General features: G+C 61.3%; 9 protein-coding genes and 2 pseudogenes. 10 read left to right on the plus strand and 1 reads right to left on the minus strand.

Features of this window, described 5'->3' with window-relative positions; translation table 11 throughout:
* Window positions 1-2: 2 nt before the first annotated feature.
* The 9 genes and pseudogenes from Q1A87_RS11115 to Q1A87_RS11145 all read left to right on the plus strand — a co-directional run bounded on the left by Q1A87_RS11115 (window position 3) and on the right by Q1A87_RS11145 (window position 10,072).
* Window positions 3-2,042 carry a class I SAM-dependent DNA methyltransferase gene (locus Q1A87_RS11115; protein WP_299651185.1) on the plus strand — a complete coding sequence of 680 codons (2,040 nt, stop codon included), beginning with the start codon at window positions 3-5 and terminating at the stop codon, window positions 2,040-2,042.
* Window positions 2,042-3,277, plus strand: coding sequence for a restriction endonuclease subunit S (locus Q1A87_RS11120; protein ID WP_299651381.1), 1,236 nt, complete (start codon window positions 2,042-2,044; stop codon window positions 3,275-3,277). Before Q1A87_RS11115 ends, Q1A87_RS11120 begins: the two co-directional genes overlap by 1 nt.
* Window positions 3,274-3,660 carry a hypothetical protein gene (locus Q1A87_RS11125; protein WP_299651188.1) on the plus strand — a complete coding sequence of 129 codons (387 nt, stop codon included), beginning with the start codon at window positions 3,274-3,276 and terminating at the stop codon, window positions 3,658-3,660. The genes Q1A87_RS11120 and Q1A87_RS11125 overlap by 4 nt, the downstream gene beginning before the upstream one ends.
* Window positions 3,657-6,659, plus strand: coding sequence for a type I restriction endonuclease (locus tag Q1A87_RS11130; RefSeq protein ID WP_299651191.1), 3,003 nt, complete (start codon window positions 3,657-3,659; stop codon window positions 6,657-6,659). Before Q1A87_RS11125 ends, Q1A87_RS11130 begins: the two co-directional genes overlap by 4 nt.
* Window positions 6,660-6,918: 259 nt before the next feature.
* A complete protein-coding gene (locus Q1A87_RS24175) occupies window positions 6,919-7,221 on the plus strand; it encodes a type II toxin-antitoxin system MqsR family toxin (RefSeq protein WP_363322986.1) in 303 nt (100 codons plus the stop codon).
* A complete protein-coding gene (locus tag Q1A87_RS11135; RefSeq protein WP_299651194.1) occupies window positions 7,218-7,646 on the plus strand; it encodes a type II toxin-antitoxin system MqsA family antitoxin in 429 nt (142 codons plus the stop codon). The genes Q1A87_RS24175 and Q1A87_RS11135 overlap by 4 nt, the downstream gene beginning before the upstream one ends.
* A 201-nt stretch (window positions 7,647-7,847) precedes the next feature.
* Window positions 7,848-7,958: pseudogene (locus tag Q1A87_RS24180) on the plus strand (IS5/IS1182 family transposase); the annotation flags it as partial.
* A 172-nt stretch (window positions 7,959-8,130) separates the two neighbouring features.
* Window positions 8,131-8,295 (plus strand): hypothetical protein, encoded by a 165-nt coding sequence (locus tag Q1A87_RS11140; protein ID WP_299651197.1) that lies wholly within the window; start codon window positions 8,131-8,133, stop codon window positions 8,293-8,295.
* Between the two features lie 220 nt (window positions 8,296-8,515).
* Window positions 8,516-10,072, plus strand: a complete 1,557-nt coding sequence (locus Q1A87_RS11145; protein WP_299651200.1) for a hypothetical protein — start codon at window positions 8,516-8,518, stop codon at window positions 10,070-10,072.
* A gap of 137 nt (window positions 10,073-10,209) precedes the next feature.
* Here the strand turns inward: Q1A87_RS11145 and Q1A87_RS11150 are convergent.
* Window positions 10,210-11,443 (minus strand): annotated as a pseudogene (locus Q1A87_RS11150) (IS5 family transposase).
* A 143-nt stretch (window positions 11,444-11,586) separates the two neighbouring features.
* On the opposite strand from Q1A87_RS11150, the gene Q1A87_RS11155 reads away from it, so the two are divergent.
* Complete coding sequence (locus tag Q1A87_RS11155) at window positions 11,587-12,519, plus strand: IS5 family transposase (RefSeq protein WP_299651203.1); 933 nt, start codon at window positions 11,587-11,589, stop codon at window positions 12,517-12,519.
* Window positions 12,520-12,577 lie beyond the last annotated feature (58 nt).

A 12,577-nucleotide genomic window follows, 5' to 3' on the forward strand; every position in this document is an offset into this window, starting at 1 on the left:
CGATGAGCAAGGACACGATTGCGACGCATGCGGCCTTCATCTGGTCTATTGCGGAACTCCTGCGCGGCGACTTCAAGCAGTCCGAATACGGCCGGATGGTCCTGCCGTTCACGATCCTGCGGCGCCTCGACTGTCTCCTCGAACCGACGAAGGCCGAGGTCCTGTCCGTCGCTGAAAGCCTGCCCGACGACATCGACGAGCAATCCCGGATCATGATCCTGGGCGACGCCGCGCAGGCGGGTGGCCAGGTCTTCAACGCGGGCCCGTTCACCTTCGAGACACTGCGTAACCAGGATGCCGGGCAACTTCGCGCGAACCTCGTGAGCTACATCGCGGGCTTCAATCCGGAGGTGCGCGACATCTTTCTCGAGAAGTTCGAGATGACCGACGTCCTGAAGCGTCTCGACGCCGCGGACACGCTCTGGTCGGTCTTCGAGCGCTTCGCGGCGATCGACCTGCATCCCGACCGGGTTTCCAACCTGGAGATGGGCTATCTCTTCGAGGAGCTGATCAGGCGGTTCTCGGAGATCTCGAACGAGACGGCGGGGGAGCACTTCACGCCGCGCGAGGTCGTCCGTCTTCTCGTTGATTTGCTCCTCGCTCCCGACGAGGAGGCCCTGCAGGGGCGCGGGATCATCCGACGGGTCTACGACCCGGCCTGCGGCACGGGCGGCATGCTTTCGATCGCCGAAGAGGCGATGCGGACGCTGAACCCGGATCTGAACGTCGACCTCTTCGGGCAGGAGTTGAACGGGGAATCCTTCGCAATCTGCAAGTCTGACATGCTCGTCAAAGGCCAGGATGCGTCGCGGATCGCATTCGGCAACACGCTGACGCAGGACCAGCACGAAGCCGAGACATTCCACTACATGCTGTCGAACCCGCCCTACGGAGTCGACTGGAAGAAGTACGCGGCCGAGATCAAGGCGGAGCGCGACGAGTTCGGCGATGAGGGCCGTTTCGCGGCCGGTCTGCCGCGAGTGTCCGACGGCCAGTTCCTTTTCTTGCAGCATATGCTCTCGAAGATGCGGCACGACGAGAAGGGGTCCCGGATCGGCATCGTCATGAACGGCTCGCCCCTTTTCACTGGCGGCGCCGGCTCTGGCGAGAGCGAGATCCGGCGCTGGCTCATGGAAGACGACCTCGTCGAGGCGATCATCGCCCTGCCGACGGATCTTTTCTACAACACCGGCATCCAAACCTATGTCTGGATCCTGACGAACCGGAAGGCCACCGAGCGGCACGGCAAGGTGCAGCTCATCGACGCGAGCGGCGAGCGGTTCTGGAAGGGCATGCGGAAGTCGCTGGGCAGCAAGCGCCGGGAAATCGGAGACGAGGCTCGCGCGGAGATCGTGCGCATCTACCATGACGTCCTGAACGGTGAGGCTGGGTACGGGGATGTCTCGAAGGTCTTCCGGACGACGGAGTTCGGGTATCGAGAAGTGCGGGTAGAACGGCCGCTTCGGCTGCGGTTCGAGGTCACGAAGGCAAAGGCGGACGCATTCTTCGAGGATGACAAAGTACAGGCGAAGGTCCTGAAGAGCTTGAAGGCCGGTCAGCCTCGCGACTGCGTCGATCAAGCCCTGTCCCGGATGACAGGACAGACATGGACGTCACGCGATGCGTTCGTTTCTGACTTGGTTGCCGAGATGCGGACGATCCTGGGCGGCACGCCTTCGGCGCTTGTCGTGAAGGCGGTAGTCGAAAGCATCGGCGAACGTGACGAGGAAGCCGAGGTTTGTCGGGGCAAGGATGGCGATCCCGAACCGGATACAGGCCTGCGCGACCATGAGTTGGTCCCGCTAGATCAGGATTGGAAGGACTACGTCGCCCGCGAGGTTATGCCGTTCGTGCCCGACGCCTGGGTGGACGAAAGCCATCGGGACGCTGCCGATGGCGAAGTGGGTCGCGTGGGCTATGAAATCAACTTCAACCGCTACTTCTACCGCTATGTACCGCCCCGACCGCTGAACGAAATCGACACCGAGTTGAAGACGCTGGAGTCTGAGATCGCAGGGCTTCTAAAGGAGGTCGTAGCGTGATGCCAATGAAGCTTCGTTACGCTGCAACAATCCGGAATAGCAATGTCGACAAAGTGGTTGACGCGAACGAGGACGCTGTTCGGCTCTGCAACTACGTCCATGTGTACAAAAACTACGACATTACCGCCGACATGGAGTTCGATTTAGGTTCGGCAAACGCAGCCGAAATCACTACTTTTGGTTTAAAGGTCGGCGATGTCGTAATCACAAAAGATTCCGAAGATCGCACGGACATTGGCGTTCCAGCCATGGTTCGCTCAACTGCTGCGGATCTCGTATGCGGTTACCACCTTACGATCCTCCGACCGCGAACAGGGCTAACTTATGGGCCCTTTCTATTCTATGCATTATTGTCAAAACCGGCCCGTGAAGCCTTTAGTCTGGCTGCAAACGGAGTTACCCGCTATGGATTAACGCAATCCGGAATGCGTCAGATCTCAATTCCATTTCCGGAGTTTGAAGCCCAGAAGGTAATCGCGGATTTTCTCTATCAAGAGACCGCCCGCATAGATCAGCTCATCGAGAGAAAGCAGGGCTTCCTTTTCACCATTTCGGAAAGACTTGAGGCGCTCGTCGCCGAAGCCTTGAAGTGTGACACACTAAATTGGGTTAGGTTCGAACGTCTCGCAGAGCGGGTTTTGCGACCGGTGTTATTATCTGAGCATCAAGAGCTTGTCCGTCTTGGTCTCTTTAATCGGGGTCGAGGTATCTTCAAAAAGCCGGCGGCCGATGAAGAGGGAATGGGGGATTCCGATTTCTTTTTTGTTCGTAACGGAGATCTGATCCTGAGTGGTCAATTTGCTTGGGAGGGCGCCGTTGCTATGGCATCCGAGGATGAGGATGATTGCGTTGTATCCCACAGATATCCGGTCTACCGAGGTAGACTGGTCCAGACGGAGTATCTTCTAGCGCTCTTCCGCAGTAAGCATGGCGATTTCGTCCTAAATGACGCTTCCAGAGGCTCTGCTGGTCGAAATCGTCCTCTTAATACTTGGCGCCTCGGGAAAGAAAAACTGCCTATTCCTCCAACTACACTACAGGAACAGATCGGAAAGACAATCAAATTGGAGCGCGAACTACGGAAGAAGAACGCGCAATCCGTCAGCCGCTTACGCGAATACCGCGCCGCACTCATTACCGCCGCTGTCACGGGTCAGATCGACGTCACCATTTACGACCGCCATGGCATTACCGACCGCGCACTCGACAAGATCGAGGCGGAGGCAGATGCATGAGAGACGCGATCTCTGAAGTTAAGGCGACTATCCGAACCATGTTACGCGATGGATTCCACGCCGTACCCTCGGCGCGTGCCGACAGCGGGAAGGTTCATCTCGAGGTGTGGGAATCCCGAGCGCGACGTACTGTTGGGCTGGAAATGGGTCACGAGGAAACCGTGAACCTCTGGCTCGTATCTCTGAATGTCCCTCCTGACCTCCCTGGTTCGATCAATCGAACGGACAAGCTGCCAAAGGGCCGCGGATGGACCGATGCCGCTGGCAAAGGCGCCAACAGCAATCTGAGTGCCTACGAGACCTTCCGGACAAAGAAGATAACGCGCCTTGGCATCACGCGGAAAGACGATGCCCGGTATATCCTGGAGCATCTGAACCGATGAACGTTTCCGCCATCTCCCGCGACCGCCTCCACACCGAGGCCGCGGTAGAAACCTACTTCGTCGATCAACTCTTCCGCCTCCAGGGATGGCGTGAACGGACTTTCAGGCCCGAGACCTACGACCGCGCTCGCGCACTTGATACCGAGATCCTTGCCGAGTTCGTCCGGACGACCCAGCCCAACGTCTGGCAGAGGCTCTGCGACCACTACCCCGGCGCCGAGATCGAAACGCTCGCCCGTCAGACGGACGCCCGGCTTCGCGCCATCGGCACGCTCGAAGTCCTTCGGAAGGGCATCACGGTCGTCCCGGGGATCAAGATCACGCTCTGCGCCTTTCCGCCGCCCTCCGCGCTGAACGCCGATCTGGTCCGGCTCTACGAGGGCAACATTCTGACAGTCATGCGACAGGTCCGCTACTCGCGGGGGAACGAGAACGCGATCGACGTCGTCCTCTTCGTCAACGGCCTGCCTGTGGCGACGATGGAGTTCAAGAACACCCTGACGGGCTCGACCTACCAGACGGCGGAACGCCAGTACCGGACCGACCGTCCGGCCGCGGGCGAGCCGCTCCTGACGTTCAAGCGCGGGGCGCTCGTCCACTTCGCGCTCGACCAGGATAACGTGTCGATGACGACGCATCTCGACAACGGCCGGACCCGATTTTTGCCGTTCAATCGGGGCAGGGACGGAGGTGCCGGCAATCCGGACGTCGAGGACGAGTTCCGGATCGCCTATCTCTACCGGGACATCGGTGCTCGGCGCGCTGTCTTCTCTCGAGCCGTTCTCCTCGGCATCCTACATCGTTTCGTTCTCGTCGATGAGGTCGAGCAGCCGAACGGCCGGGTGAAGCGTACGACGATCTGGCCGCGCTACCAGCAGCTCGATGCAGTCCTTTCTTTGGTCGATGATGCCAGGCGTGCAGGCGCCGGGCAGAATTACCTGTTCCAGCACTCTGCCGGTTCCGGCAAGTCGAATACGATTGCCTGGGCCGCGCATCACCTCGCCACTCTGCACGACGAAAATGACCGGCCCGTATTTGACACGATCATCATCGTCACGGATCGTGTCGTGCTCGACCGTCAGCTTCAGTCGACGGTCAGTTCGTTCGCGCAGACCAAGAACTACGTCAAACCGATCGACGGAACGTCTCGTCAGCTCCGGGAGGCGCTCGAGAAAGGCGCGAAGATCATCATCTCGACGATCCATAAGTTCTCGACCGATCAGCTTTCGGTTCTGCGGAACGAGGAGAGCCGACGCTTCGCCATCATCATCGACGAAGCGCATTCGTCGCAATCCGGAAAGCACGCTGACAGCATGGCGCGAGTGCTGGCAGAGGGCGACGCCGACCCGGAGGCCGAGCTGGATGCCACCGAGGCCGCGCTTCTCGCGCTGCAGAACCTCCGCAGCCCACAGGCGAACCTTTCCTATCTCGCCTTCACGGCAACGCCGAAGAACGTGACTATAGAGCGGTTCGGGCAGCCCGGGCCGAACGGACCGCAGCCTTTCCACCTCTATTCGATGCGGCAGGCGATCGAGGAGGGCTTCATCCTCGACGTCCTCGGCAACTACCAGACCTACAGTTCCTACGCGAAGCTCGAGAAGGCGATCGAGGACGATCCACGCTTGTCCGAGCGGCGTACGTCCCGCAAGGTCGCGCGCTTCATCGACTTCCATGAAGTCGCGATGGCCCAGAAGGCCGAGATCATAGTCGAGCATTTCCGGCGGCACGCGCTGCCTGAGTTGAACGGCCAGGCAAAGGCGATGGTGGTCACGTCGAGCCGCGAGCACGCCGTCCGAACGCGCGATGCCATCCGCCGCTATGTCGAGGCCGAAGGCTACGACGACGTGCATGCCCTCGTTGCCTTCTCGGGCGAGATCACGATCGACGGCCAGCCCGTGACCGAGCCCGGACTGAACGGCTTTGGCGAGACCGAACTTCCGCGGCGGTTCGACGAGGGTCCCTGGAACGTCCTCGTCGTCGCCGAAAAATACCAGACCGGATTCGACCAGCCGAAGCTCGTCGCGATGTATGTCGACCGGAAGCTCGCCGGCCTGCAGGCCGTCCAGACGCTCGCACGCCTGAACCGAACCTATCCCGGCAAGACGCGGACCTACATCCTCGACTTTCGCAATACCGTGGAGGAGATCCAGGATGCGTTCCGGCCGTACTACAACACGACGACGCTCGAGGACGTCTCGGATCCGAACCAAGTCTACAACCTGCATGCCCGGCTCCTCGAGTTCGGAATCCTGCACGAGGATGAGATCGACCGGTTCGTCACGCGTTTCCTCGCGGCCGGGCGGCGCGTCGAGGAGCGGCCGGTGCTCGAGGGTATCGTACGGCAGGCCGTCGAGCGGTTCCGCGAAGGGCTGGATGAGGACCGGCAGGAGGAGTTCCGGCAGATCCTTACCTCGTTCCTGCGGTTCTATGCGTTCATCGCGCAGGTCGTCCGGCTCGGAGACGCAGAGCTGGAAAAGCTCTCCATTTACGGATCGTGGCTGAAGCGCCTCTTGCCAACGCGGGAGGCGCCGCAGGGTGACGACATTACCGACGACATGCTCGATCTCGAGGCCTACCGGATCGAAGCGCATGGCGAGAGTCAGGATGCAAGCCTCGGTGCAGGCGACGCCGCCCCCTTGAGCCCGATCGATCGGTTCGGCGCCAACCCGTTCACGGAAGAGGAGGCCCGTGCGCTCTCCGAGATCATCGACAGCTTCAACGCGCGCCACGGCACGAACTTCACGGAGCAGGACTACGTACGGTTCGAGGCCGTGAACGACGACATCGTCGGCGACGATGCCTGGGGGGAGATGCTGCGAAACAATGCTCCGAACGACGTGCGACCAAGGTTCGACGCGGAATTCATGCGGCGCGCGATCCAAGCATTCCAGCGCGACAACGAGATGCGGAACGCGTTCCTGACGGACGCGGAGGCGCGGCGGATGCTGATGGATCTGATGTTCCGGCGGGCGTTGCGGCAGGCGAATGAGGCAGCCTGACGCGCGGCTTTAATGGTGTGACCGCCCCCCGACGGCATCCGCCCCGTGCAACTGGAACACATTCTTCGCCAGATCGAGTCCGACCGTGATAATCTTCGACATGACCGCTCCCTCCCGTGGATTACAGCGAACCTACCTTAGCGCATCGATGCCGTCGGGAGGCGGGCATACTTAAGGCCCATAGACAACTAATAAAATTCCTGTGGTTCGAACTAGCGGGGGGCGAAGGGCATGTTGACATACACCACTGTGGTACCATATGACTGAGAAGCGAAAGCAGACGTATGACTTGGATGCGATACACGCAACTGCGCGGAAGGACATGCAGATCACCTCAGCCGCCCTTCGCGGTGGAGCGGAAATGGGGATGACCAGAGCTGACATTATTAACGTCATATGCAGTCTGTCTCGAAAGGATTTTCAGAAGTCGATGACGACCAATTACGACCATCGGATCTGGATGGACGTTTACCACGCACAAACTGAAGGTTACGTAATATACATTAAGTTTGTACAGGACGCCGTCACCGAATTCGTCTGTACGTCTTTCAAGGAGAGATGATTATGCCTACCAAAGAGATCACCCGAGTGCATCCCGAGACCGGGGCGACTTTGGTTCGGGGAGTTCGCAAGGTAGTCCTGAACTATCGTGGGCAGAGCGAGACGATCGATCTTCCTGGTTGGTATCCTGAGAATGACCTGACGGCCGATCATGGAGTTCACGATGCGAAGGATATGCAGATTTCGGATCGGGCCATAAATCGTATGCGAGCACGGCTTGCAGGCGTAATGGTCGCCGAGGAAGTCCGTGAGGCGCGAAGGAAATTAGGACTATCCCAACGGGAGGCCGGTCTACTTATCGGTGGTGGGCCGAAGGGATTTCAGAAGTACGAATCTGGTGAAGTGATATTGAGCAAAATCGGAGACACTGCGTTGCGTCTTCTCTCAAATGAGCCTTCCCGAATATCCGAACTCAAACATACCTAAAGGGGGTAGGACTGCGATTGCACGGTCCTAGGATCTCGAGAATGACACAAAGCGCTTCACGGAACCGCTCTGTCTCTCGCGCAATCCTCTTTCATGAGACATGGGATTGCAACGGCTGAGATGTGGGCGGTGGTCGAGCCTCTGCTGGTCGAGGAACGGGCCAAGCCGAACGATGGTTGCTCGTGAGTTGCAGACCGTGAGGCCCTGCGCGGGATCGTGTTCGTCCTGCGCTCGGGCCTGCCTTGGGGGATGCTGCCGCGGACAGTGTTCGAGTGCTCGGCGATGACACGCTGGCGGCGGCTGCGTGACTGGCAAGCCGTCGGGGGTTCGGGACTGACTGCACCGGGTGCTGCCGGAATGGCTCGACCCGGCAGTTACGCTGGACTGGTACCGCACGTTGCTGGACGTGGCCTCCACTGGAGCGAACGGGGGGCGAGGCGTAACTGGAGTGCGCCCTTATGGCTGGACAGGATCAGGCCACGCCATGCCTGGAACCATGATGTTCGCCGCGGGCCTCAACGAGCAGCGCGCGCCCGCCTCGGGGCGTCCCGACATCTTTCGGGCCCGGAGCGGCAGAGACAACCCTGCCATGATCCAGCGCGTCAAGGCCGGTGGCACAGCCGTGGCCGATCTCGCAGCCTTCTACTAGGGCTACAGGCTGCCCTCGGGCAACCGCGTCCGTTTTGTTTTACGCGGCCATACGACCTACTAAGCGTCTAGGTAAGGTTCGCCATGGATCGTGTTCGCTCGGAGCCCGCGTCCAAGGCCACATGGGCGGACGATTTTTTATCCGTTTTCTACCGATCCCGCCGTTGCCCTCCGCGACGATAGCGGGGATGAACCCTTGGCCGCAGTCCGGAGGAGCGGGCATGGATCGACAAGGGCAGCACGGCGAGGCGCTCTTCGCGGCCCTCTGCTCCGATCCGTCCTCCGCGGTGGGGGCGGTCCTGAACCCATCCATAAATGACCAGCACGGCTGGGATCACATCGTCGAGATCGAGTCAGATATAAAGCTCGAACTACCCGCCGACATGCGCGCCCCCGTTCTCACATGCTTCGCGCAGATCAAGACGACCCGCAAGCGGAACCCAGTGACGAAGGTGAAGCTCTCGAACGCGCTGAAGGCGGCGACGTCGGCGGCCCCGTGTTTCGTCTTCCTTTTCCATTACGATCGCCACGGCGTACCGGTCCTCTACGGACGCCACCTCTGGACCGACGATATCGCGTTCATCCTGAAGCGGGCCCGCCAAGCGGGACAGGAGCCGCTGCACAGGAAGCATGTGAGCTTCGCCTTCGATGATGCGGATCGCATCGAAACCGCTCCGCAGGAATGGATCCTCGAACGGCTGGCCGGTCAGGGCGGGCTGAACTACGCCACCGAGAAATCGAGGATCGTCGACAGCGTCGGTTACGACGCGGACAGGTTCCGTGCGTCGTTCGAGATCGATCCGGACCTAACAGGGGAGGATCTCGTGCTGAACCAGGTTGGCCTTCGGGACCGGTTCCCCGTCCGCAACCTCCGAATCGACGACATCCGGTTCGGGATCGCCGCGACAACAACCTGGATCAAGGAAGGCGAGGTATCAATAAGCCCGTCCGGGCATACGGTCACCTGCGAGCTGCGATCGTCCTCGGACGAGGTGCTGCGCTTTCCGGCCCATGCCATCATGCCGGCGGTGATCCTGGAAACGCATCCGTCCTTTCTGCTCCGGGTGCGCGCCGGACCCCTGGATATCGTCTGCAGGCCCCATACGGTTACATCGGTGAACTTGGACGTTGACATAGGCACCCGTCACGCCCTTGCCGCGCAGGCGGCGCTGCTGGCAATCCTCGATTGGGGTTCCTGCGACCCTGTGGAGTTCCGCATCGACGGAGAAGTGGGCTGCATCTCGCGCGGTCGCGTCGAAATAGCGGGCAGCGTGCACGACGGACTGCGACGCTTGGCGGATTGCGCCCGCTACGCGACGATGCTCCTTGGAGATGAGCGCGCCGGCCAGCTCGATATCTCGCTCGACGAGCTGGGCCCTGCCATGGAGGATGCGCAACGGCTCGCCGTGATCCACTGCCACGACTACCTGTCGATCCGTACCTTGACGGATCCTGTCATTCCCCGCTTCGACGCGCTTCTGGGCTACAGCTACGGCCGGATCGGACATTGGTCCTACGGCGCCATCCACCAGATCGACCTGAAGGATGTGCGGGATGTCGACGGGCGGAAACATTTCGAGTTCGGGCGAGCGAAGATTGTCCGGACACGGGTGTACCGGCAATCCCTGGAGTTCGTGCGCGCCGAGATCGAGCGGGATTTCGAGGCGGTCGTCTCGAGGCGAACAGACCGGGTCGGCCGCCTCTCGGACGGCAATCTCCTCGCTTGGCTCCGGGATTGGACGGACGGCTCGGAGATCCTCTTCCGCATCGAGGACTGATCTGGACACCTCCGAGAACGCGCGGTTCTGCGGAGATGATGGCTGACGAACCTGGCGAGACGTGATTTGAGGTCCCCCTGAGAGGGGTCGCGGCCCGCTTCAGCGTTCTGGAGACGCGGGTTTTGCGTCCGTTGCCGTCAAGTGGGCAGAGTCCGGCTCTGGAGCCATCGCAGTCGGGTCATGTTGTAAGCGATGTTGGTCAGCGTGATCGCGGCCTTGGCGCGGGCCAGACCGATCGTGCGGATCGTCCCCCAGACGGCCTCCGTGTCGCCGGGAGGGGGCGGCCCCCCCGGGAAGGCCCCGGGGGGGCCGCATTCAGCCCCATGCGGGCCTTCTGCTGTGCGAAGACGTGCTCGACCTTCGAGCGGACCGTCGACTTGCGGCCGTTGGCGCGAGAGGTGCGCTGCGGCATCCATTGCCCGTCAGGGTATTGCGAAGCAATGTCCCGAAAGGGGGGCGGCCGCGCGGCTTCTTGCGGTGGACCTGACTGGTCATTCCGTTCGCCTTCAACCAGCGCTCGTTCTCGGCGGAGCGGTATGCAGAATCCGCCCAGACGTCACGGGCGGTGTTCGCCGTCTGGATCAGGCCTTCGCGCAGCCGGGCGCCGTCGTGCTGCGCGGCGTCCGTCACGATCTGGCGGCGGATCAACCCGTGCATCCGGTCGATGCTGACATGCGACTTGTCGCCGTAGATCGGGATCGCAATGTCGACGGGCTTCGAGCCATCGGCATGCGCCTTGGCTTTGCTGTATTTGACCGTCCAGCGACCATCGACATCCTTCTGTGCCGCCTTCGCGGGCTTCTCCGGCCAGATCTCCGAGGCCGTCTTCCCGGCCTTGATCGCGGCCTTCTCGCCATGGGTGTTCCTTTGACGCGGCGCCGCGACGAGGCTCGCATCCACGATCTGACCCGAGCGCGGGATGAACCCCGCCTGGTTGATCGCCAGGTCCATTTCCGCGAACAGGACGTCCAGCGCATCCGCCCGGATCAGCGCCTCGCGAAAGTCCCAGAGCGTGTTCGCGTCTGGCACCGTATCGGCGATCCCGAGCCCACAGAAACGCATCCAACTCAACCTATCGCGGACCATCCGTTCGTTCCGCGGGACATCGATCCACTGGATCAATGTCTGTCCCGCTCCACCCTCCAGGCTCAGCCCATGCAGGCTCTGCAAGACTAGCATCCGGAACTTCAGCACCACGTCCATCGCCGGACGCCCGCCCTTGGAGCTGCGTGGCCGGCCCGCTGCGCGCTCGAGGATTGGCCGGAAGCGCTCGAACTCCACCGTCGCGCTCAGCGTCTCCAGCGGATCGCCCCCGGCCGAGATCTCCGCCAGCCGGTCCTCGACGCTCCAGAACCCCGACTGCTTCGACATCGCAACCTCCCCCGTCTCAAGGGGAGTGAATCATTACAGGCCACAGAGCGGTAGAGGTTTCCGGAGGTGTCCACCTGAACGACGTTGTTGCGCAAATCGCTGCAGGGATTCACTTGGCTAATCCTGACGGTTAGGTCAGGCTTATGCCCAAGCCTTCTCCGACGCGCTACCGCACGACGAATTGGTCAGCCTACAACGCCTCACTGCGCAAGCGGGGCTCGTTGTCGGTCTGGTTTGATCCCGACATGATCTGGCATGCGGAGAAGTCCGGTAAGCGAGGCCGGCCCGAGACCTTTTCGGATGCCGCGATCCAGACCTGCCTGACGCTGAAAGTGCTCTTCGGTCTCCCGCTGCGTCAGACGGTTGGGCTAGTCGAGAGCCTGATCCGGATGGCCGGGCTCGACTGGCCGATGCCAGACTATTCGACGCTTTGCCGACGCCAGGCGCGGATCTCGGTGCAGATCCCGTATCGCGCCTCCGGACAGCCGCTGGCCCTGCTCATAGACAGCACCGGCATCAAGTTCCGCGGTGACGGCGAGTGGTTGGCCCGCAAACATGGCGCCTCGCGTCGAAGACAATGGAGGAAGGTCCATATCGCCATGGACGCAGGCACGGGTGATGTTCGCGCGGTCGAGTTCACCTCGAGCCGTCAGGGCGACAGCCCCCTGCTGCCGGAGTTGTTGGCGCAGATCCCGGTCGACGAGCCGGTGAAGACCGTCACCGCCGACGGCGCCTATGACACGCGACGATGCCATGGCGCAATCATCGACCGAGGCGCCGATGCGGTCATCCCGATCCGTCGCAACGGCCGCGCCTGGAAGGAGGACTGTCCCGCTGCCAGCGCGCGAAACGAGATCCTGCGGGCAACCCGGCATCTGGGCCGGGCACTATGGAAAAGATGGGCGGGATACCATGTTCGAAGTCGCGTCGAGGCCAGGATGAACTGCCTGAAGCTCTTCGGCGAAAGGATCATGTCACGAGAGCCCAACCGTCAGACCGCCGAAATCCAGATCCGCATTGCCATCATGAACCGCGTCTCAGCCCTCGGCAGAGCCGAGATCGACGCCGTCGTCTGACCTCAAGTGGGAAAGGGCTAACTCACTCTTCAAGCTGCTTTGTGCAACATCGCCCACC

The sequence above is a fragment of the uncultured Jannaschia sp. genome (assembly GCF_947494055.1).
In the GTDB taxonomy this organism is placed as follows: Bacteria; Pseudomonadota; Alphaproteobacteria; order Rhodobacterales; family Rhodobacteraceae; genus Jannaschia.